Here is a 22,892-nt window from a genome sequence, read left to right as displayed (position 1 = left end):
GTCAAGGCTGCAAGATGGAATTAAGGGATTCCAGTACTTTCTCGGTCGTCAAATGAAGTTGATAGCTGTAATAGCTGTACATCACTGCAATAGTGCCGGCGCCGGCTATTAAAGGACTCCACCATGGCCAGTGCTTGGGTGTGCGAGCATTGCAGGAAGCAACATTGCTAATCGTGTCGGGAAGCAATTCTGGAAGCGGTTCGCGCAGTTTACGGATGGACCTGCGTAGACCAGTGATATGTTTTTCACGTTCTTTTCCATCGTTGGCGTCCATGGCGTACTTCCCCCTCAGGCCCATGCAAAGCACCACATAGATGAACTCCAATACGTGCAGGAAACGCTTAGGCTCTTTATGAAGTCGGGCTATAAGGTCGTAGAGTTTCTCGCCGCCATGCGCATCATCATGAAAGACACTGAGAAGTGATTGCTGGCTCCATTCGGACTGCCTGCCCCACGTTGTGAGCATTACAGTTTCGTCGAGGTGAAGGCAGAGAGCATAGGAGTAGGCGGAGATCAGCACAGACTCATAACGAAGCTGGCGCAGCTCTTCGAGAATATGGGTCACTGTCATGTGGACCCGCCGATAAAGCTCTGTCACATCGTCGTGATGGTCCAGCGTTTTCAGGCGCATGGCCAGCCCCAGCAGAGGCATGGCGGCATCGCACATTGGATTCGTGAAGCCGGTGCGCAACGTGAAGTCGGGGTCGGCAGGATAGGCCACTGAGAAATGGGAGGAACCGGTGAGCACAACGGGTTCATCTAAGGCACCGCCTGGAAATTCGATTCGTTTTGTCAGCACCGGGCGTGATCCGCTGGACTCCATTTCGCGAGTTGTCATTTTTTACTCCTGTTGGCACCGAGCTGCAGTACGCGACTTCACCTTCACATTGGTTAAACTTGTAGGAAAATTCTCCGAATACAGTGTTTGTTTTAATATTTGTAGGCCATTTCCTACAGATATATTTCTTCGGTTGAGAAAATTCCTACAGCATTTTGAGTGATTCTGCTTTTCCTTTGGTGTCGTAGCTTTCTTGCTAAAAACGATGCTCGCTACAAGTGACTTTGGTCGAGAGTAAAAGTGTAAGTTTATATTTATTTGTATGAGGCGGTGAGCTGCACTAATCTCTCCCTGCGCTTGATGTTTGTGTGGGGCACTCTGGGCTGGCGTCAATTGAATTGCGCCGAGCGTAGCAGCGTGTAAAGCAATTAAGCAGGACCTGAATGAACAAACTCTGGAAACTCTTTAATGCCCGGGGTTCTCTCCTGGCCAGCACCTTCGTGCCGCTCATGATGGGAACCGTACTGACCCTCATGCTGATCGGCATCTGGTGGCTCGGTCCCCATTGGATCTGGGGTGAATACCGGCCGCTGGCCCGTGTGGAGTTGCGAGCGGTCGCCAGCTTGGTGCTTGTCATCGTGCCGATGCTTTGCGCTTCGCTCGTACTGCGCGCGCGCTTTCGACGGCTACAGTTCGAGCGCGATCAGGCTGCCGCCGCTGAAGCAGACCCGAGTCTCAAATACATCCAGGATCAGCAGTGGGCCCTCGATCGACAGCTTGCACGCTACCTCGACCACGCAGGCGGACGTCGGGCGTTGTATCAGCTGCCGTTTTATCTGGTGCTTGGCTCAAGGGGCGCTGGCAAGAGCAGCCTCGTCGAGCGTTCCGGCCAATGCTTCTCCCTGACCCATATCGACAAAGCCCAGGCCCCTGGTCGGCAGGAAGGTGAATCCGCTTATGCGGTGGATTGGTGGGTAAGTGACAATGCAGTCATCATTGACCCTCCAGGGGACTTCATTACCCAAGGGGGAGACCCTTTCGCACGGACCAATGCAGACGATCCGGCAAAGCCACCTACAGGTACTCAAGCCAAGCTATGGATGCACCTGCTGCATTGGCTCGCGCTCAACCGCAAGCAGAGGCCGCTCAATGGTCTGGTATTGGTCGTCGACCTCGCAGCAATCCTGCATGCCTCGCCGGAAGACCGCTTGGCACTCGCAAACCTGCTGCGGTCACGCCTGCAAGAGTTGAACAGTGAGCTGGGCATGCGCCTGCCGCTTTATGTCGTGTTGAGCAAGCTCGACTTGCTCACGGGCTTCGATCAGTTGTTCGGAAAACTGAGTGACGAAGAGCGCGAGCGCGTTTTTGGTTTCGCCTTGTCAGTGCAAACTAACGCTTCAACCGAAACGTGGTACGACCAAGCCGCCAATCAATACGACCTGATGATCAAGCGTCTGCAACAGCATGCCTGTGATGGGCTGGGTGATGCACCCGACCAGGGGCAGCAAGACCTTCTATTGTCATTACCAGCGCAATTGGCAGGGTTGCGCCCGGCCCTGTTGAGTTTTCTGCAAGAAACGTTGGCAAGTGATCGACCGCCAACCCCAACTCTGATGCGTGGTATGTACTTGACTTCGGTCTTGCAGCAAGGGGGTACCGAAAATGCATTCGTCCGACAGGCTGCTCAACCCTATGGCACGCCAGCGCCGCCTGCAGCCAGCAGGCGGCAAGGGAAGGATGTGTACTTCGCCCAGCAGCTTTTTCAACGCGTCGTATATCCAGAGGCAGGATTAGCTGACGAGAATCAGAAAGTTACTCACTACAGACATCGGCGGCTGTGGATTGGCAGCGGGGTCAGCATGTTGGTGGTTGCAGTCGCGGGCGCGAATCTGCACCGCTTTTTCAACACCAACCAAGCCAACACTCAGAGTGTTTTGGTCAAGAGCCAAGCTTTCAGCGTGGGTGAATTAGACGAACAACTCGACCCGACCGGGCGAAACCTGCTGATGCCGTTGCAACAGGTTCGTGATGCGGTATCGGTGTTTGGCGACTACCGACTGGCATGGCCAGGTGTGACCGACGCGGGGCTCTACCAAGGCCGAGCCATTGGTCCGAGGGTCGATGAGGCTTACCTGAGTCTTTTGTCCCGGCGTTTTCTACCGGCTTTGGCCAGTGGTCTGGTAGACGCCATGGAGGCAGCGCCTCCGGGCAGTGAACAGCAGATGGCGCCACTGAGGATCTTTCGCATGATCGAGGACCGGCAACACCGGCGGGCGCCTTGGGTGGAGGCCTGGATGGCGCGTGAGTGGCAAAGCGCGTTTCCGGGTGAGGGGCAAGTTCAGCGTGACCTGATGCGCCATCTTCAATATGCCCTCAAGTATGCTGATACCGATCTGCAGGCGTTTCATCCGCGGGTGGCTGAGGTCCAGCAAAACCTGCGCACGGTTCCTTACCCGCAACGGTTGTATGCCAGCCTCAAGCATGAATCGGGGTCAGTGCTGCAAGCCGATCTGGATCTGCGCCAGCACGTGGGTCCGGCGTTTGACGTCATCTACTCAAACAGTGATGACACTCGTCTGCCGCCTCTGCTGACGGCAAAGGGGTTCAACGCATTCTTTGGTCCGCGTAGCCAGCAGCTGAGCGACATGGCCATGGTCGATCAGTGGGCATTGGGTGATCGCCAGCAACTGGACAACGCCGAAGCCGACCGCGCAGCAGTGGCTGAGCAATTGAACAACCTCTACAGCGCTGACTACATCGCCAGTTGGCGTCAGGCGCTGCAGCAGCTTTCGGTTACCAATTTCGATAGTTTGGACGGTGGTGTTGAAGTGCTGGCGCACCTTGCGGGCCCTGCAGCACCTTTGCGTCGGCTTTTGGAGACGGTGCGCGAGAATACTGTCATCCCATCACAGCCTGCTTCGATTGAAGGTGACCAACAGCTGGCGACTCAGGCGGCAGATATACGTCGGGCCTTTGCCGGCTTGAACGAGATGCTCGAAAAGCACGGAGAGCGCCTCAGTCACTACGATGAGACTCTCACGGCCATCAAGGCGGTGCTCGATCATGCAAGGGCAGTTCAGGAGGATCCTCAACGGGGCAGCGCAGCGCTCGAAGCGGTACTCCAGCGTTTTTCCAGCAAAGGGGCCGACCCGATCACCGCGCTGCAGCGGGTCGCATCAGGTCTGCCTGATCCCCTTCGCCAACACATTTCGTCAGTTGCCGAGCAGATGGCCTCTGTAATGATGAACGAAGCTTTACAAGAGCTGGACCTTCGCTGGCAAGCCGATGTTTACAGCTTCTTCGAGCAGCGCCTGGCAGGGCGTTACCCGTTCACGGCACAGCCGTTCGACGCCTCGCTGGAGGATTTTGAAGCGTTCTTCGGCCCGGAAGGGAAATTGCAGCATTTTCACACCGACTACCTGGATGCGTTTCTGCGGGATAATGCCCCTGCACGGGCTATCAACTACGCAGGTGGCTCGCTGATAGGGCGTGAGGTAAGAGAGCAATTACAGGCGGCTGCAGATATCCGCGAAACCTTCTTCGACAACCGCGGTAACCTCAACGTGCAGTTCAGCATCGAACCCTTGGGCCTGAGCCGCAACCAGCGCACCAGCCTGCTGGAGCTGAGTGGACAGCAAATTGCCTACACCAGCGGGTCACGGCAGAGGGTAAGCATTACCTGGCCAAACGCGCAGGGTGAACGCAGCACATTGACGCTGCTTCGGAGCAACGGCCAAATGAGCAGCCTGGAATCCCGTGGTCCTTGGTCAGTGTTCCGGTTGCTCAGCCGTGGCGGGCTCAATGGCCGTACCCCCACCAGTGTGGACCTCAGTTTCACAGTCGGGGATGGAGCGGTGCGCTACAAGGTGAGCGCGGAAAAGGCCTACAACCCAATTACCCAGCAACCCTTCAAGGGCTTTGAGCTGCCGTTCAGCTTGATTGAGCATTCCAATTCGAATGGGCTACAGGCTCGGCTATAAGCCCGTCAGGCGGCTGCAACCAGCAGTCTGGCTTACGCCCAAAAGCCAAAGAGCAACAGTGCCGCAACCCCCAACCCCACAGCAATCGAACACCCGCCCAACGAAAGCGCCGCACGCCCTTGCCGATACCACCCGTCCTGCCCTAACTCGCGCGCTGGCGCCAGCAAACTGCGCCAGCGCAGTTCGGTGTCATGGAAGGCCTGCAGGTGTGCCGGGTCAGCATCCAGCCATCGGCGGAAGTCGATACGTTCGCAAGACGTCGCATCTGGGCTCTGCAGCCGCACATACCATTGCCCGGCAACACTGGCCAATGCATCTCCCTGTGGGCGTGCCGCTTGCAGCACTTGGTTCATGTGCCGTTCGATACTCAATAATGGCAAATCAAGGCGGCTGGCGATGCTGTTGAAATCCAGCTGGTCGAGGCGGTTGAGCAGGAACACTTGCTGGACCCTGCGCGGCAAGCGCTTGAGTCCATGCAGCAGGGCATCCTCGGCAGCATGGCCGGCAGCGGGCGTGGGGTGCTCAAGGGGCAGCAACAGGCGGCTCATGGACAGCTCCTTGCTCAAGGGGGGAGGGATGGGGGCATCTTCCTTGATGCGGAACCAGAGTAGGCGAAACGAGATTGATTCTCAAGTGCTGATTCCGCAAAGTTTTGTAATGAGCATTCACGCTCTGACACACTTTTGCTATCATCGCCGCCATCAACGATCTTCATTAGCCTGAAGAGCCAAAAAAAAGACCCGGCAAAAAGCCGGGTCAAAAACCGTGATTAGCCTGATGAGGAGATAATCTGAGAGCGACCTAAGCTTCCAGGTTATCCAGCTGATCTCGCGACCAGCTGAGTGCAATAATAATCGTTATCATTTGCCAGTCAAATGATTTTTCTCTTATCCGGTAAAAAACTTTTACCGGAGCGCTTCCTTGTCCCGGCAATCGGGGCCCCTGCCGTTACCCGGCCATCACGTTTTTTCTCTGCCTTCTACACTCCGGTTTGCGTGGCGCGTTTGTGCTCCAGCAGGGCCCTGGCCATGTCCATCATGTGCATCAGTGCGAAGGTCAGTTCGCGCTGGGTGCCTTCCTGGTGGCTGGCTGTTTCATGGGCCGTGGCGGCGGCGCAGCGCAGCAGGGCGATGGCGTGCTCCTGTGCTTGCTCGCTGCTGACGCCGTCGTGCAGGGTCCAGATGCGGTTGTGTTCGCCGGGGCGGGTGGGGTTGGGATTGAGGTAATAGTCGAGGGCGCGGCGGGCTGCTTCGCTGTCGAGTTCTGTTTCGTCGTTTTTCGGTGGTTTCATCCTGATACCTGCGCATGCCAATAGGAAAAAGGTCCGCGTTGATTTTAATACCTAAAGTATTTTGTTGCTTTCAGATAAATAATACTGAATGTTTATTGAGCGCCGGAGGGCAGTCCGTATCGTGCCAGCGATGAATATGGATAAATGGATTGCCCTCGTCCGTGACCGGATGGAGGAACTCGATATCTCCCAGGAGCAGCTCGCCGAACGCGTTGGGGTTTCCCAAGGCAGCGTGGGGCACTGGGTGAACAAGCGGCGCCAGCCCAAGGTCGATTCGATGAACCGGGTGTTCGTCGAGCTGGGCATGCCGCATTACCACGTCAGCCTGCAGTTGCGCGTGCTGGGCCAAGTCGGTGAGGAGAGCGCCCGCTACGAAATGGACGATGCGGATGACGCCATCGACCTGATGCAATACATCGTGTGTTTTCGCTACCCGTTGCTGGCCTGGGACCGCCTGGGTACCTGCGAAGCCGAAGAGCCTGCTGTTTACGAACAGACCGAGTACCTGGCTCAGGGCAAGGCGTTCTGGCTGACCGTGGAAAACGATGCGATGAGCACCGCCAGCGGCCGGAGCGTGCCGCAAGGGATGCGTATTCTGGTGGATCCGGGGCTGGAGGCCGAGCCGGGGCGACTGGTGATCGCGCGCCAGCCCGGAAAGTCGGCGATCCTGCGCGAGTTGGCCGAAGAGGGTGGGCAGCGGTATCTGAAGGCGCTGAACAGCAGCTATCCGGCCTTGGTGTGCGAAGAAGGCTGTGAATTCATAGGCGTGGTCGTGCGAGTGCACGGCATATTCTAAGGCTGCTGGGGCCGCAAAGCGGCCCCTGATCACATCATTCGGTTAACTCGACCAGCACCGTCCCCTCGATGACCATATCCCCTTCCTGGCAGAACAACGCCTTCACTGTGCCGCCATGCGGTGCGCGAATGCTGTGCTCCATCTTCATGGCCTCCAGAACCACCAGCGCCGTTCCGGCTTCCACCACCTGGCCCGGCTCGACCAACACACGCACGATGCTGCCGTTCATCGGCGCACCGAGCCCGCCCTGGTGGCTGTGACTGGCTTCGGCTTCGGCGATCGGGTCGAAGGCCTCGACCGCATGCATATCGCCCTCCCAGCGCAGGAACAGCGTACTTCCGCGGCGTATCGCCAGATAACGACGACGCACACCATCGGCATCCAGGCTCAGGTGTTCGCCGTCCAGTTGCCAAACGGATGCAGCGTGATGCTCAAGGGCAATCGCCTGGCTTTCCCCACCACTGCGCAGGTGCAGGCTGCTGTGCGCCGGCAGGCCCAGACGCAGGCCGGTACGCTCAGCCCAGGGCGAGCAGTTGTCGTCGTCACGCTGATGCGCTGGCTGGCCTTGCAACCATGCTTCACCTGCGGCTTGCCAGAAGCCTGCGGGCAACGCCTGCGGAGTTGGCAGTAAATCGTCCTGATGACGCGGAATAAACCCGGTATCCAATTCGGCCGCTGCGAAAGCCGGATGGGCAAGGATGCGCCGCAGGAAGGCAATATTGGTCTTCAACCCGCCGATGGCGAACTCATCTAGCATCGCCAGCAAACGCAGACGTGCCTGTTCGCGGTTCTCGCCCCAGGCGATCAGCTTGCCCAGCATCGGGTCGTAGAACGGCGACACCTCGTCACCTTCGCTGATCCCGCTGTCCACCCGGCGCCCTTCGCCAGGCGCCGACTCGCGGTACAGCGTCAGGGTGCCGGTGGCCGGCAGAAACTCGTTGGCCGGGTCTTCGGCGTACAGGCGCACTTCGATGGCATGGCCGATCAGCGGCACCTGCTCCTGGCTGATCGGCAGCGGCTCGCCACAGGCCACGCGAATTTGCCAGGCCACCAGGTCGAGGCCAGTGATAGCTTCGGTGACCGGGTGCTCCACTTGCAGGCGGGTGTTCATCTCCATGAAGAAGAACTCGCCTCGGGCGTCGAGCAAAAATTCCACGGTGCCAGCGCCGACATAGCCGATCGCTTGGGCGGCGCGCACCGCCGCTTCGCCCATGGCACGGCGCAGTTCTGCCGAGAGCCCTGGTGCAGGCGCTTCCTCGACCACTTTCTGGTGGCGGCGCTGGATCGAGCAGTCACGCTCATTGAGGTACAGGCAGTTGCCGTGCTGGTCGGCGAACACCTGAATTTCCACATGGCGTGGTTTGAGCACGTACTTTTCCACCAGCATGCGCGCATCGCCGAACGACGACTGCGCCTCACGCTGGGCCGAGGCGAGGGCGTCTGCCAGTTGGCTTTCTTCCTCCACCACTTTCATGCCCTTGCCGCCGCCGCCGGCGCTGGCTTTCAGCAGCACCGGGTAGCCGATGCGTTCGGCGGCGGCGCGGAAGGTTTCCAGGTCCTGGGCTTCGCCGTGATAACCGGGCACCAGAGGAACGTCGGCCGCTTCCATTAGCGCCTTGGCGGCCGATTTGCTGCCCATGGCATCGATGGCGCTGGCCGGTGGGCCAAGGAAGATCAGCCCGGCGTCTTCGATGGCGCGGGCGAAACCTGCGTTTTCGGAAAGAAAGCCGTAACCCGGGTGAATGGCCTGGGCGCCGCTGGCCTTGGCCGCAGCGAGCAGTTTGTCGACGACCAGGTAGCTGTCGGCGGCCTTGCTGCCGCCCAGGTCCACGCGGATGTCTGCTTCACGGCTATGGCGGGCATCGCGGTCGGTGGCGCTGTGCACGGCCACGGTGGTCAGGCCCATGGCCTTGGCGGTGCGCATCACCCGGCAGGCGATTTCACCGCGGTTGGCGACCAGCAGGGTGGTCAGTGTGGGGCGGCTCATGGGCGCGGCTCCTTCTTGGGTTCGGTTTGCCAGGCGGGGCGGCGCTTTTCCAGGAAGGCGCGCAGGCCTTCCTGGCCTTCGGCGCTGACGCGAATACGGGCGATGGCGTTCTCGCAGTAGCGGCGCAGGGCCGGGCTGAGTTCGCCGTCGTCGACTTCGCGCAGCAGGTCCTTGGTGGCGCGCAGAGCCTGCGGGCTGTTCTGCAGCAAGTTATCCACCCACGCCTCGACCTGTGTTTCCAGCTCGGCGGCAGGGTACACCTCGGCCAGCAAGCCCAATTCACGGGCGCGCACGCCGCTGAAACGCTCGGCAGTCAAGGCATAGCGGCGTGCGGCCCGCTCGCCGATGGCCTTGACCACGAACGGGCTGATCACCGCCGGGGCCAGGCCAATACGCACTTCTGACAGGCACAGCTGCGCATCCTCGGCGCCGATGGCCATGTCGCAGCAGCTGATCAGCCCCAGCGCGCCGCCAAAGGCCGCGCCTTGCACCACGGCCAGGGTCGGCACTTTGAGGCGGTGTAGGGCATACATCAGCTCGCCCAGTTCGCGGGCATCATCCAGGTTGGTATTGAAGTCCAGCTGCGCCGATTGCTGCATCCAGGCAAGGTCGGCGCCGGCACTGAAATGCCGGCCACGGCCGCGCAACAGTAAAAAACGCAGGCTGGCGTCGTCGGCCAGTTGATCGAGGGCGACGATCAGTTCGCGGATCATCTGCGCGTTGAAGGCGTTGTTCTTGTCCTCGCGGCTCAGCCACAGGGTGGCAAAGCCGCGAGGGTCGCGCGTCACTTCAAGGGTGCTGAAATCGCTCATGGGTCACATCCGGAAAATGCCGAAGCGGCTCTGTTCGATTGGCGCGTTGAGCGCGGCGGACAACGCCAGGCCAAGCACGTCGCGGGTTTGCGCCGGGTCGATGACACCGTCGTCCCACAGCCGGGCGCTGGAGTAATAGGGGTGACCCTGGTGTTCGTACTGGTCGAGAATCGGCTGTTTGAGACGGGCTTCATCCTCGGCGCTGAAGGCCTGGCCACTGCGTTCGCTCTGCTCGCGCTTGACCTGCGCCAGCACCCCGGCCGCCTGCTCGGCGCCCATCACGCCAATCCGCGCGTTGGGCCACATCCACAGGAAGCGTGGGTCGTAGGCGCGGCCGCACATGCCGTAGTTGCCGGCACCGAAACTGCCGCCGATGATCACCGTGAACTTCGGCACCTGGGCACAGGCCACCGCCGTCACCAGCTTGGCGCCGTGCTTGGCGATGCCGCCTTCTTCGTACTTTTTGCCGACCATGAAACCAGTGATGTTCTGCAGGAACAGCAGCGGAATGCCGCGCTGGCAGGCCAGCTCGATGAAATGCGCGCCTTTTTGCGCAGCTTCGGCGAAGAGGATGCCGTTGTTGGCCAGGATTGCCACCGGGTAGCCGTGCAAATGGGCGAAGCCGCACACCAGGGTGGTGCCGAACAGCGCCTTGAACTCATCGAACACCGAGCCGTCGACCAGGCGCGCGATCACCTCGCGTACATCGAACGGCTGCTTGGCGTCGGCCGGCACCACGCCATACAGCTCTTCGGCGCCATACAGCGGCGCGACGGGCTCCAGGCGTTGCAGTTTGCCGAGCTTGTGCCAGTTGAGGTTGGCGACACTGCGCCGGGCCAGGGCCAATGCGTGTTCGTCGTTGTCGGCATAGTGGTCGGCCACGCCGCTGGTGCGGCAGTGCACATCGGCGCCGCCGAGCTCTTCGGCGCTCACCACCTCGCCGGTGGCGGCCTTCACCAGCGGTGGGCCGGCGAGGAAGATGGTCGCCTGCTGGCGGACCATGATCGCTTCGTCGGCCATCGCCGGCACATAGGCACCACCCGCGGTGCACGAGCCCATGACCACGGCGATCTGCGGGATGCCCAGCGCGCTCATGTTGGCCTGGTTGAAGAAGATCCGCCCGAAGTGCTCGCGGTCGGGGAACACTTCGTCCTGGCGCGGAAGGTTGGCGCCGCCGGAGTCCACCAGGTAGATGCACGGCAGCCGGTTCTGCAGGGCGATGGTCTGCGCACGCAGGTGTTTTTTCACCGTCAGCGGGTAGTAGGAGCCGCCTTTGACCGTGGCGTCGTTGGCCACGATCATGCATTCCACGCCTTCGACCCGGCCGATGCCGGCGATCACGCCCGCAGCGGGCACGTCTTCACCGTACACCTCATGGGCGGCCAGCTGGCCGATTTCGAGGAAGGGAGAGCCTGCATCAAGCAGGCGATTGATGCGTTCGCGTGGCAGCAGTTTGCCACGCGAGGTGTGCCGCTCCTGGGCCTTCGGCCCGCCGCCCTGTGCCACTTGGGCGAGCAGGCCGCGCAGGGCCTGGACCTGTTCGAGCATGGCCGCGCTGTTGCCGGCGAACTCCGCCGAACGCGGGTTGATCTGGGTGTGCAAGGTAGCCATGTGCGCCCGTCCCTTGTGCTCAGCGGGTTTCGTTGAACAGTTCGCGGCCGATCAGCATCCGGCGGATTTCGCTGGTGCCGGCACCGATTTCGTACAGCTTGGCGTCGCGCAGCAGGCGGCCAGCCGGGAATTCGTTGATGTAGCCGTTGCCGCCGAGAATCTGGATCGCTTCCAGGGCCATCTGCGTCGCGCGTTCGGCGGTGTAGAGGATCACCCCGGCAGCGTCCTTGCGGGTGGTCTCACCACGGTCGCAGGCCTGGGCCACGGCATAGAGGTAGGCGCGGCTGGCGTTGAGCTGGGTGTACATGTCGGCGATCTTGCCCTGGATCAGCTGGAACTCGCCGATGCTCTGGCCGAACTGTTTGCGGTCGTGGATGTACGGCACCACCAGGTCCATGCAGCTTTGCATGATGCCGGTCGGGCCGCCGGAGAGGACCACGCGCTCGTAATCGAGGCCGCTCATCAGCACGCGCACGCCGCCGTTGAGTTGGCCGAGGATGTTTTCTTCCGGCACTTCGACGTCATCGAAGAACAGCTCGCAGGTGTTGGAGCCGCGCATGCCCAGCTTGTCGAACTTGTTGCTGCGGCTGAAGCCTTGCCAGTCGCGCTCGACGATGAATGCAGTGATGCCGTGGGCGCCCTTGTCCAGGTCGGTCTTGGCGTAGATCACGTAGGTGTTGGCGTCGGGGCCGTTGGTGATCCAGGTCTTGCTGCCGTTGAGCACGTAGCGGTCACCGCGTTTTTCGGCGCGCAGTTTCATTGACACCACGTCGGAGCCGGCGTTGGGTTCGCTCATGGCCAGAGCGCCGATATGCTCGCCGCTGATCAGCTTGGGCAGGTATTTCAGCTTCTGCTCGTGGGTGCCGTTGCGGTTGATCTGGTTGACGCACAGGTTGGAGTGGGCGCCGTAGGAGAGCGCCACCGAGGCCGAGCCGCGGCTGATCTCTTCCATCGATACCACATGGGCCAGGTAGCCCAGGCCAGCGCCGCCGTATTCCTCGGACACGGTGATACCAAGCAGGCCCATATCGCCAAACTTGCGCCACATGTCGGCGGGGAACAGGTTGTCGTGGTCGATCTGCGCGGCGCGTGGCGCCAGCTCGGCGGCGACGAAGGTGCGCACCTGGTCACGCAGCATGTCGATGGTTTCGCCCAGGGCGAAGTTCAGGGAGGGGTAATGCATGGGGAGGCACCTTCTTGTTCTTGAAATTGGGTTACACCCTAGCTCAATGGCGCGGGGTGATTTTCACCTTTACGTTAACGTAAACCTGGCCTTCGTAACTGTCAATCTACTCATCACCTTTACGTAAACGTAAATCTGCGCCAGAGTATTCGTCGCTTGCTTCAGCCGTGCCCAGAACAACCACAAGAAGGGACACCCATGAGTCAACCCAGTTACACCCGAGGCCGTCAGGACCACCCTTTACTGACCCTGACCATCGGCCAGGCCTTCGATGCCACCGTGGCCCGTTTTCCCGACCGCGAAGCGCTGGTGGTGCGCCACCAGGGCGTACGCTATAGCTGGCAGCAGCTGGCCGAGCAGGTCGACACCCATGCCCGCGCCTTGATGGCCCTGGGCGTCACTACCGGCGAGCGGGTCGGCATCTGGGCGCCCAACTGCGCCCAGTGGTGCATTCTGCAATTGGCCAGTGCGCAGGTCGGCGCGATTCTGGTGAACATCAACCCGGCCTATCGGGTCAGCGAGCTGGAGTACGTGCTGCGCCAGTCCGGCTGCCGTTGGCTGGTGTGCGCCGACGCCTTCAAGACGTCCGATTACCACGCGATGGTGCAGGAACTGGTGGCAGAGCTGGCGACCGCAGCGTTGGGCGATCTCGCTAGCGAGCGCCTGCCAGAGCTGCGCGGAGTGATCAGCCTGTCTACCCAGCCGCCACTCGGCTTCCTGCCCTGGCACGCCTTGGCCGAGCGGGCAGCGCAGACCCCCGTCGAGGCCTACACAGCGCGCCAGAGCAGCCTGCACTTCGACCAGCCGGTGAACATCCAATACACCTCCGGCACCACCGGCGCGCCCAAAGGCGCCACGCTCAGCCACTACAACATCCTCAACAACGGTTTCATGGTCGGCGAGAGCCTGGGCCTGAGCTGCACCGACCGAATGGTGATCCCGGTACCGCTGTACCACTGCTTCGGCATGGTCATGGCCAACCTCGGCTGCATCACCCACGCCAGCACCATGATCTACCCCAACGACGCCTTTGACGCCGAGCTCACCCTGCGCGCCGTTGCCGAAGAGCGCGCCAGTATTCTCTACGGCGTGCCGACCATGTTCATCGCCATGCTCGACCACCCGTCACGCCAGCAGCTGGACCTCTCGACCCTGCGCAGCGGCATCATGGCCGGCGCCACCTGCCCGATCGAGGTGATGCGCCGGGTCATCGACCAAATGCACATGGCCGAAGTGCAGATCGCCTACGGCATGACCGAAACAAGCCCGGTGTCGCTGCAGACTGGCCCAGACGACGAATTGGAACTGCGCGTAACCACAGTCGGCCGCACTCAGCCCCAGCTTGAAACCAAGCTGGTGGACGCCGATGGCTGCATCGTCGCCCGTGGCGAGATCGGAGAGCTGTGCACCCGTGGTTACAGCGTGATGCTCGGTTATTGGGATAACCTGCAGGCCACCCATGACGCCATCGACCCGGCCGGATGGATGCACACCGGCGACCTGGCGGTAATGGATGATGAAGGCTATGTGCGTATCGTTGGGCGTAACAAGGACATGATCATTCGCGGTGGCGAGAACATCTATCCACGCGAGCTGGAGGAGTTCTTCCACACCCACCCGGCGGTGGCCGATGCTCAAGTGGTGGGCATTCCGTGCAGCCGATATGGCGAAGAGATCGTCGCCTGGATCAAATTGCATCCCGGGCACAGAGCCACGGCCGAAGAGTTGCAAGGTTGGTGCAAGGCGCGCATCGCGCACTTCAAAGTGCCGAGGTATCTAAATTTCGTTGAAGAATTCCCGATGACAGTGACGGGCAAGGTGCAGAAGTTTCGGATGAGAGAAGCGAGTATCGAGCTATTTACTAAAACTAGATAATAGAAAAACAGGCCTGTCTCCAGGCCTGTTCTGTAGGGGCTGATGTCGGGAAATTCATTACTTCGCGTGCTTTATTATGTAGGCTATTACATTTCCTAGGGTTGTAAGGTTTTCTTGGTCATTTTCAGGGATGGTAATTTCAAATTGTTTTTCAAATTCCAGTATCAACTCTGCAGCCTCAAGTTCATCAGCTCCCAAGTCCTTGGTGAAGGATGCTGTTGCATTTATTTCTTTGTCTTCTATGTTAAGGATTTCGATAATGATTTTTTTTGCTCTATTCTCGATGTCGCTCAGGTTGTCGCTCATGTTGGTGCCTCAGTTTGCGGTGAGCGTTATGTATACCGTCAAATTGAGTGTTTATAAACTGTTAAAAATGTCAGTTGCAAATATCGATTCTCGCGGGAGGGTTGGAACGCTATATAGCTAAAGTGCTGCTGCTCCTCTCTTATTAGTATCAAAACATTCATGGCATTATTAAGAGGTGAGGCTCCGGTTTCTACTTGAGCCTCACCTCATCGCCACAACCGACCAGACCGCTACTGGCAGAAATACCAGTAGCCTCGTCTATCCTTAGGCCTTCACCGGTGGCTCCTGACTCGGCGGATCACCCACCGTCGGCGGCATGGTCGGCTTGATCGGCAGCTCGTCCGGGTCTTCTTCCGGCACGGGCGGCGGCAGGCTGGGGTCGTCGATGTTCGGGTCGGGTGTCTCCGGTGGAATGGGAATGTTCATGGCCTGACCTCGCGGGGTAAATGAGAGGGTGGTGCAGGCTTTGATACGTGGCTGCGCCGTTTGCTCATTTTTTTTGAACCCCCTGCGTGGCCGATGGCTCTGAACCCTTACCGCCAATGCCAACAGGGAGCCTGGACCGATGTCGCGTAACGAGCCCTTCGAAAGCGTACCGATGGCCAACGACCACCCGGACCAGGCAATCAGCCTGTCCCAGGCGCTATTGGCGCCGCGTATCGTCATCGAGGACAGCAGCCCCGTGCTCGACGGTGGCACCTTCGCCGCCAAGGCCATCAGCGGCCAGCCGGTGGCGGTCAGCAGCAAGGTCTACAGCGACGGCCACGACCGCCTGGCGGTGATGCTCAACTGGCGTCAGGCCAACAGCCGGCGTTGGCACTGCGTGCCGATGCACTCGCCGGGCAATGACCTGTGGCTTGCCGAATTCACCCCGACCGAACTGGGGCTGCACCTGTTCAGCATCGAGGCCTGGATCGACCCGTTCGCTACCTATTGCCACGACCTCGAGAAGAAGTACCACGCTGGCGTTGAGATTAAGCTTGAGCTTGAAGAGGGTCGCCTGATGCTGGGCAAGGGGGCCGAGCGCAGCGAGGGCGCACTGCGCGAGCAGATCGAGGCTCTGCAGGCTCAGCTGCCGGAACTGTCTCAAGATGATCAAGTGGCGCTGCTGTTGGGCACCGAAGCCACGCGGCTGATGACCGAAGCGGAGCATCGCAGCTATCTCACTCGCAGCAGCGAATTCCCCCTCGACGTTGACCGCCCGGCCGCGCAATTCGCCAGCTGGTACGAGCTGTTCCCACGCTCGATTACCGATAGCCCCGAACGCCATGGCACCTTCAACGACGTCCACGAGCGCCTGCCGATGATCCGTGACATGGGCTTCGATGTGCTGTATTTCCCGCCCATTCATCCGATCGGCAAGCAGTTTCGCAAGGGCCGTAACAATGCCTTGCAGGCCGAGCCCGGCGACCCCGGTAGCCCCTACGCCATCGGCAGCCCTGAAGGCGGGCATGACGCCATTCACCCTGAGTTGGGCACGCGTGATGACTTCCGTCGCCTGGTCGCCGCCGCCGCCGAGCATGGTCTGGAAATCGCGCTGGACTTCGCCATCCAGTGCTCCCAGGACCACCCCTGGCTCAAGGAGCACCCCGGCTGGTTCAGCTGGCGCCCGGACGGCACGATTCGCTATGCCGAGAACCCGCCGAAAAAATACCAGGACATCGTCAACGTCGACTTCTATGCCGCAGACGCCGTGCCGTCGTTGTGGCTGGCTCTGCGTGATGTGGTGGTGGGCTGGGTCGAGGAGGGCGTGAAAACCTTCCGCGTCGACAACCCGCACACCAAGCCGCTGCCGTTCTGGCAATGGCTGATCGCCAACGTGCGCAGCCAGTACCCGGAGGTGATCTTTCTCGCCGAGGCCTTCACCAAGCCGGCGATGATGGCGCGCCTGGGCAAGGTCGGTTATGCGCAGAGCTATACCTACTTCACCTGGCGCAATACCAAGAAAGAGCTGCGCGAATACTTCGAAGAACTCAATCAGCCACCGTGGAGCCAGTGCTACCGGCCCAACTTCTTCGTCAACACGCCAGACATCAACCCGTTCTTCCTGCACACCTCGGGCCGTGCCGGGTTCCTCATCCGCGCCGCACTGGCGACCATGGGGTCGGGGCTGTGGGGCATGTATTCGGGCTTCGAGCTGTGCGAGGGCACGCCGTTGCCGGGCAAGGAAGAATATCTGGACTCGGAGAAGTACGAGATCCGCCCCCGCGACTTTACCCAGCCCGGCAACATCATTGCCGAGATTGCCCAGCTCAATCGCATCCGCCGGCAGAATCGTGCCTTGCAGACGCACCTGGGCGTGGCGTTCTTCAATTGCTGGAACGACAACATCCTGTATTTCGCCAAGCGTACGCCTGAACGCGACAACTACATCCTGGTGGCGATCAGCCTCGACCCGCACAACGCCCAGGAGGCGAGTTTCGAGCTGCCGCTGTGGGAGCTGGGCCTGGACGACGACGCCGATACCCTTGGCGAAGACCTGATGAACGGCCACCGCTGGACCTGGCACGGCAAGACCCAGTGGATGCGCATCGAGCCGTGGCATCAGCCGTTCGGTATCTGGCGAATAGAGAAAGCCCGCTAGGCGACACACAACTCTGTAGGAGCGGATTCATCCGCGAAGCAACCACCTCGGTGCATGGCACCGGCTTCGCCGGTGATCGCGGATGAATCCGCTCCTACGGGGACCAGCAATTGAAAGGAGTCGCACATGGCCAAGCGTTCCCGCCCGGCAGCCTTCATCGACGACCCGCTGTGGTACAAGGACGCGGTGATCTACCAGCTGCACATCAAGTCGTTCTTCGATGCCAACAACGACGGCATCGGTGATTTCGCCGGCCTGATCAGCAAACTCGACTACATCGCCGAACTGGGCGTCAACACGCTCTGGCTGCTGCCGTTCTACCCCTCGCCCCGGCGCGACGATGGCTACGACATCGGCGAATACAAAGCCGTGCACCCCGACTACGGCAGCTTGGCCGACGCCCGTCGTTTCATCGCCGAAGCGCACAAACGGGGCCTGCGGGTGATCACCGAGCTGGTCATCAATCACACCTCCGACCAGCACCCGTGGTTCCAGCGTGCCCGCCTGGCCAAGCGCGGCAGCAAGGCGCGGGACTTCTACGTTTGGTCGGATGACGACCAGAAGTACGACGGCACGCGGATCATTTTCCTCGACACCGAGAAGTCCAACTGGACCTGGGACCCGGTCGCCGGCCAGTACTTCTGGCACCGCTTCTACTCGCATCAGCCGGACCTCAACTTCGACAACCCGCAGGTGCTCAAGGCGGTGATCGGGGTGATGCGCTTCTGGCTCGACCTGGGTGTCGATGGCCTGCGCCTGGACGCCATCCCGTACCTGATCGAACGCGACGGCACCAACAACGAGAACCTTCCGGAAACCCACCAGGTACTCAAGGCGATCCGCGCCGAAATCGACGCCAACTACCCCGACCGTATGCTGCTGGCCGAGGCCAATCAATGGCCCGAAGACACCCGCCCGTACTTTGGCGAGGGGGAGGGTGACGAGTGCCACATGGCGTTTCACTTCCCGCTGATGCCGCGCATGTACATGGCCCTGGCCATGGAAGACCGCTTCCCGATCACCGACATCCTGCGCCAGACCCCGGAAATTCCGGCCAACTGCCAGTGGGCGATCTTCCTGCGCAACCACGATGAGCTGACCCTGGAGATGGTCACCGACCGCGAGCGCGACTACCTGTGGAACTACTACGCCGAAGACCGCCGCGCGCGGATCAACCTCGGCATCCGCCGCCGCCTGGCGCCGCTGCTGCAACGCGACCGCCGGCGCATCGAGCTGCTCACCAGCCTGCTGCTGTCGATGCCGGGCACACCAACCTTGTACTACGGCGACGAACTGGGCATGGGCGACAACATCTACCTGGGCGACCGCGATGGCGTGCGCACGCCCATGCAATGGTCGCCCGACCGCAACGGCGGCTTCTCCAAGGCCGACCCGCAGCGCCTGGTACTGCCGCCGATCATGGACCCGCTGTACGGCTATCAGACGGTCAACGTCGAGGCGCAGTCGCACGACCCGCATTCGCTGCTGAATTGGAACCGCCGCCTGCTGGCGGTGCGCAACCAGCAAAAGGCTTTTGGCCGCGGCACCTTGCGCACGCTCACGCCGAGCAACCGGCGGATCCTGGCGTACATCCGCGAATACACCGATGCCGAGGGCAACAGCGAAGTTATCCTCTGCGTTGCCAATGTCTCCCGCGCCGCGCAGGCGGCGGAGCTGGAGCTGTCGCAATACGCCGATAAAGTACCGGTGGAAATGCTCGGCGGCAGCGCCTTCCCGCCGATCGGCCAGCTGCCGTTCCTGCTGACCTTGCCACCCTATGCCTTCTACTGGTTCCTGCTGGCCGCGCACGACCGAATGCCCAGCTGGCACGTTCAACCTACCGAGGGGTTGCCAGAATTGACTACATTGGTGCTGCGCAAACGCATGGAAGAGCTGCTCGAAGCGCCTTCCAACGACACCTTGCAGGACGCGATCCTGCCGCAATACCTGCCCAAGCGCCGCTGGTTCGCCGGCAAGGAAGGGCCGATCGACCAGGTGCGCCTGCGCTATGGCGTACGTTTGGCCACGGCCACTACTCCGGTGTTGCTCAGCGAAATCGAAGTGCTCGGCGACGGCCTGGCCACTCAATACCAGCTGCCATTCGGCTTCCTGCCCGAGGAACACATCACCACCGCCTTGCCGCAACAGTTGGCGCTTTCTCGGGTTCGCCGTGGCAGCCAGGTGGGCCTGATCACCGATGCCTTTGTGCTCGAACCGTTCATTCGGGCTGTGCTGCGCGCCTGCCAGGACGGCCTTCGCTTGCCCTGTGGTAACGACCAGGGCGAGTTGCAGTTCAAGTGCACCGACCAGTTGGCCAAGCTGGGGCTGGACGACGACAGCGAAGTGCGTTACCTGAGCGCCGAGCAATCCAACAGTTCAGTGGTGATCGCTGACCGCGTGGTGCTCAAGCTGATTCGCCGGGTCAATCCGGGCATCCACCCAGAACTGGAAATGAGCGCCTACCTCACCGCCGCCGGCTTCACCAATATCTCGCCATTGCTGGCCTGGGTCAGCCGGGTGGACGAGGCCGACGCACCGCACCTGCTGATGATCGCCCAGGGCTACTTGAGCAACCAGGGCGATGCCTGGGCCTGGACTCAGAACACATTGGAACGGGCGATCCGCGACGAGATGGAACCGGCCAGCACCGACGGCGAAGCGCACACCGACGCGCTGGCCGAGCTCAACGGCTTTGCCGCCTTGCTCGGCCAGCGCCTGGGTGAGATGCACCTGCTGCTCGCGGCCCCCACCGAGGATGCCGCGTTCCAGCCACGGGCCAGCGAAGGCGAGGACAGCGAGCGCTGGGCCCGCCAGATCAGCGCCGAACTCAGCCATGCCCTAGACCTGCTGGCCCAGCACCGCGACAACCTGGATAGCGACAGCCAGGCCCTGGTCGACGATCTGCAGCAGCAACGCGAAGGCCTCACCCAGCACATCGCCAACCTCGCTCAGCAAGCCCAAGGCGGGCTGCTGATGCGCGTGCACGGCGACCTGCACCTGGGCCAGGTGTTGGTGGTGCAGGGCGATGCCTACCTCATCGATTTCGAAGGCGAGCCGTCGCGCCCGCTGGACGAGCGTCGGGCCAAACACAGCCCTTACAAGGATGTCAGCGGCGTATTGCGATCCTTCGACTATGCTGCTGCGATGATCCTGCGTAGCGCCTCGGCAGTAGACCTTTCCGAGGCAGCACGGCAGGCTCGTCAGCGGGTCGCCCGGCAGTACCTGCACCAGTCGCGTCATGCCTTTGTCGAAGCCTACGGCCTGGCCACCGCCGCCATGCCCCATGCCTGGCAACAGGCCGAGGGCGAACGCGCCGCGCTGGAACTGTTCTGCCTGGAAAAAGCCGCCTACGAGATTACCTATGAAGCCGAAAACCGGCCGAGTTGGCTGGCCGTGCCTTTGCATGGCCTGCATGGACTGATCAGTACCTGGGGAGAGTCGTAATGAATGCAACCACGCGTGACACCGGTGGCCTTCGGCAGCGGGAGCTCGATGCCCTTGCCCGCGCCGAGCACGCCGATCCATTTGCAGTGCTTGGCCCCCATGGCGATGGCGCGGGCGGCCAATGGGTTCGCGCCTTCCTGCCGTCTGCCTTGAATGTGCGCATCCTGGCTCGGCATGATGGGCGGGTACTGGCCGAAATGGAGCAGGGCAGCCTGCCTGGCCTGTTCACCGCGCACCTGAGTGAGGCGCAACCGTACCTGCTGCAGATCGGCTGGGCCGGTGGTGAGCAGGTGACCGAAGATCCATACAGCTTCGGCCCGCAACTGGGCGACATGGACCTGCACCTGTTTGCCGAAGGCAACCACCGTGACCTATCCGGGCGCTTCGGTGCGCAGCCGACCCAGGTCGACGGCGTCGATGGCGTGTGCTTCTCGGTATGGGCGCCGAATGCACGGCGGGTCTCGGTAGTGGGCGATTTCAACAACTGGGACGGCCGTCGTCACCCGATGCGCCTGCGCCACAGCGCCGGGGTGTGGGAACTGTTCGTGCCACGCCTGGGCGTGGGGGAAACCTACAAGTTCGAGGTGCTGGGCAAAGATGGCATCCTGCCGCTCAAGGCCGACCCGCTGGCACGCGCCACCGAGCTGCCGCCAAGCACGGCGTCCAAGGTGGCAAGCGCGTTGAACCACGAGTGGCACGACCACGACTGGATGGAACACCGCGCCCAGCGCCACGCCTATAGCGCGCCGCTGTCGATCTACGAACTGCACCCAGGCTCCTGGCAGTGCGAGCTGGATGACCTTGGCGAAGTGTCGCGCTTCTACAACTGGCGGGAACTGGCCGAGCGCCTGGTGCCCTATGTGCAACAGCTCAACTTCACCCACATCGAACTGCTGCCGATCATGGAGCACCCGTTCGGCGGCTCATGGGGCTACCAGCCATTGTCGATGTTCGCGCCCACCTCGCGTTATGGCACGCCAGAAGATTTCGCCGCGTTCATCGACGCCTGCCACCAGGGCGGTATCGGGGTAATCCTCGACTGGGTGCCCGCGCATTTCCCCACGGACGAACATGGATTGGCACGCTTCGACGGCACTGCGCTGTATGAGTACGACAACCCGCTGGAAGGCTTCCACCAGGACTGGAACACGCTGATCTATAACCTGGGCCGTAACGAAGTGCGCGGTTTCATGATGGCCTCGGCGCTGCACTGGCTGAAGCACTTCCATATCGATGGTCTGCGCGTCGATGCGGTGGCTTCCATGCTGTACCGCGACTATTCGCGCAAGGCCGGCGAATGGGTGCCCAACCGCCACGGCGGGCGTGAGAACCTCGAAGCCATCGACTTCATCCGCCACCTCAACGGCGTAGCCGCCCATGAAGCCCCGGGCGCGCTGATCATCGCCGAAGAATCCACCGCCTGGCCAGGCGTCAGCCAGCCCACCCAGCAAGGCGGACTGGGCTTTGCCTACAAGTGGAACATGGGCTGGATGCACGACACCTTGCACTACATCCAGAACGACCCGGTGCACCGCGCCCACCACCACAACGAAATGAGCTTCGGCCTGATCTATGCCTACTCCGAGCATTTCATCCTGCCGATCTCCCACGACGAAGTGGTGCACGGCAAGCACTCGCTGATCGACAAGATGCCCGGCGACCGCTGGCAAAAGTTTGCCAACCTGCGCGCCTACCTGACCTTCATGTGGACCCACCCCGGCAAGAAGCTGCTGTTCATGGGCTGCGAATTTGGCCAGTGGCGTGAGTGGAACCATGACCACCAGCTGGACTGGTACCTGTTGCAGTACCCCGAGCACCAGGGCGTGCAAAAGCTGGTCAGTGACCTCAACCGGCTGTACCGCGACCTGCCGGCACTGCACGAGCAGGACTGCCAGCCGCAGGGCTTCCAGTGGCTGATCGGCGACGATGCGCACAACAGCGTGTATGCCTGGCTGCGCTGGAGCAGCGAGGGAGAGCCACTGTTGGTGGTGGCCAACTTCACCCCGGTGCCGCGTGAAGGGTATCGGATTGGTGTGCCGTTCGGTGAACGCTGGCAGGAGTTGCTCAACAGCGATGCCGAGCTGTATGCCGGGTCGAATGTGGGCAATTTGGGGGCGGTGGAAAGTGATGACATTGCCAGTCATGGGCAGCCGTTGTCGCTGGCTTTGAACCTGCCCCCGCTTGGGGTTCTGGTGATGAAGCCGGCCTGATCCGATGTCAGTGCCGGCCTCTTCGCGGCCGGCAC

The 22,892-nt window shown here is 61.3% G+C and carries 15 protein-coding genes; 6 read left to right on the top strand and 9 right to left on the bottom strand.

Annotation, left to right across the window (positions count from 1 at the left end):
- Window position 1: 1 nt before the first annotated feature.
- Complete coding sequence (gene icmH / locus ACIQUF_RS07655) at window positions 2-838, bottom strand: type IVB secretion system protein IcmH/DotU (RefSeq protein ID WP_403130103.1); 837 nt, start codon at window positions 836-838, stop codon at window positions 2-4.
- A gap of 383 nt (window positions 839-1,221) precedes the next feature.
- Between icmH and tssM the strand changes: the two genes are divergently transcribed.
- Window positions 1,222-4,758, top strand: coding sequence for a type VI secretion system membrane subunit TssM (gene tssM, locus ACIQUF_RS07650; protein WP_403130100.1), 3,537 nt, complete (start codon window positions 1,222-1,224; stop codon window positions 4,756-4,758).
- Between the two features lie 32 nt (window positions 4,759-4,790).
- On the opposite strand, the gene ACIQUF_RS07645 is transcribed toward tssM, so the two are convergent.
- Together ACIQUF_RS07645 and ACIQUF_RS07640 are read right to left on the bottom strand one after the other, a co-directional pair.
- Window positions 4,791-5,306 carry a DUF4880 domain-containing protein gene (locus tag ACIQUF_RS07645; protein ID WP_403130097.1) on the bottom strand — a complete coding sequence of 172 codons (516 nt, stop codon included), beginning with the start codon at window positions 5,304-5,306 and terminating at the stop codon, window positions 4,791-4,793.
- 431 nt (window positions 5,307-5,737) lie between these two features.
- A complete protein-coding gene (locus ACIQUF_RS07640; protein ID WP_403130094.1) occupies window positions 5,738-6,049 on the bottom strand; it encodes a DUF6124 family protein in 312 nt (103 codons plus the stop codon).
- An 88-nt stretch (window positions 6,050-6,137) separates the two neighbouring features.
- Between ACIQUF_RS07640 and ACIQUF_RS07635 the strand changes: the two genes are divergently transcribed.
- Window positions 6,138-6,845: a S24 family peptidase gene (locus ACIQUF_RS07635; protein ID WP_403130091.1), complete on the top strand. Its 708-nt coding sequence runs from the start codon at window positions 6,138-6,140 to the stop codon at window positions 6,843-6,845.
- 34 nt (window positions 6,846-6,879) lie between these two features.
- Here the strand turns inward: ACIQUF_RS07635 and ACIQUF_RS07630 are convergent, their stop codons facing one another.
- The 4 genes from ACIQUF_RS07630 to ACIQUF_RS07615 are packed head-to-tail and all read right to left on the bottom strand — an operon-like array spanning window position 6,880 to window position 12,438.
- Window positions 6,880-8,832: an acetyl/propionyl/methylcrotonyl-CoA carboxylase subunit alpha gene (locus ACIQUF_RS07630; RefSeq protein ID WP_403130089.1), complete on the bottom strand. Its 1,953-nt coding sequence runs from the start codon at window positions 8,830-8,832 to the stop codon at window positions 6,880-6,882.
- A complete protein-coding gene (locus ACIQUF_RS07625; RefSeq protein ID WP_403130086.1) occupies window positions 8,829-9,644 on the bottom strand; it encodes a gamma-carboxygeranoyl-CoA hydratase in 816 nt (271 codons plus the stop codon). Before ACIQUF_RS07625 ends, ACIQUF_RS07630 begins: the two co-directional genes overlap by 4 nt.
- A gap of 3 nt (window positions 9,645-9,647) precedes the next feature.
- Window positions 9,648-11,255, bottom strand: a complete 1,608-nt coding sequence (locus ACIQUF_RS07620; protein WP_403130083.1) for a carboxyl transferase domain-containing protein — start codon at window positions 11,253-11,255, stop codon at window positions 9,648-9,650.
- A 19-nt stretch (window positions 11,256-11,274) separates the two neighbouring features.
- Complete coding sequence (locus ACIQUF_RS07615) at window positions 11,275-12,438, bottom strand: isovaleryl-CoA dehydrogenase (protein WP_400794189.1); 1,164 nt, start codon at window positions 12,436-12,438, stop codon at window positions 11,275-11,277.
- A 198-nt stretch (window positions 12,439-12,636) separates the two neighbouring features.
- Here ACIQUF_RS07615 and ACIQUF_RS07610 point away from each other — a divergent pair, with 198 nt between their 5' ends.
- Window positions 12,637-14,313 carry an AMP-binding protein gene (locus ACIQUF_RS07610; protein ID WP_403130080.1) on the top strand — a complete coding sequence of 559 codons (1,677 nt, stop codon included), beginning with the start codon at window positions 12,637-12,639 and terminating at the stop codon, window positions 14,311-14,313.
- 57 nt (window positions 14,314-14,370) lie between these two features.
- Here ACIQUF_RS07610 and ACIQUF_RS07605 read toward each other — a convergent pair whose 3' ends face one another.
- Entirely contained in the window at window positions 14,371-14,619 is a 249-nt protein-coding gene (locus ACIQUF_RS07605; RefSeq protein ID WP_403130077.1) for an acyl carrier protein, read from the bottom strand.
- Between the two features lie 264 nt (window positions 14,620-14,883).
- A complete protein-coding gene (locus tag ACIQUF_RS07600) occupies window positions 14,884-15,045 on the bottom strand; it encodes a hypothetical protein (RefSeq protein ID WP_162838450.1) in 162 nt (53 codons plus the stop codon).
- A 139-nt stretch (window positions 15,046-15,184) separates the two neighbouring features.
- Between ACIQUF_RS07600 and ACIQUF_RS07595 the strand changes: the two genes are divergently transcribed.
- From ACIQUF_RS07595 to glgB, 3 genes are all read left to right on the top strand, one after another.
- Window positions 15,185-17,203, top strand: coding sequence for an alpha-1,4-glucan--maltose-1-phosphate maltosyltransferase (locus ACIQUF_RS07595; protein ID WP_403130073.1), 2,019 nt, complete (start codon window positions 15,185-15,187; stop codon window positions 17,201-17,203).
- A 126-nt stretch (window positions 17,204-17,329) separates the two neighbouring features.
- Window positions 17,330-20,647 carry a maltose alpha-D-glucosyltransferase gene (treS, locus tag ACIQUF_RS07590; protein ID WP_403130070.1) on the top strand — a complete coding sequence of 1,106 codons (3,318 nt, stop codon included), beginning with the start codon at window positions 17,330-17,332 and terminating at the stop codon, window positions 20,645-20,647.
- Window positions 20,647-22,857, top strand: a complete 2,211-nt coding sequence (glgB, locus tag ACIQUF_RS07585) for a 1,4-alpha-glucan branching protein GlgB (protein WP_403130067.1) — start codon at window positions 20,647-20,649, stop codon at window positions 22,855-22,857. The genes treS and glgB overlap by 1 nt, the downstream gene beginning before the upstream one ends.
- Window positions 22,858-22,892: the final 35 nt, after the last annotated feature.

This window comes from Pseudomonas sp. NPDC090233 (genome assembly GCF_044772285.1).
GTDB lineage: Bacteria > Pseudomonadota > Gammaproteobacteria > Pseudomonadales > Pseudomonadaceae > Aquipseudomonas.
Note: the sequence above shows the minus strand (reverse complement) of the source record. Positions and strands in the feature narration are given on the sequence as shown.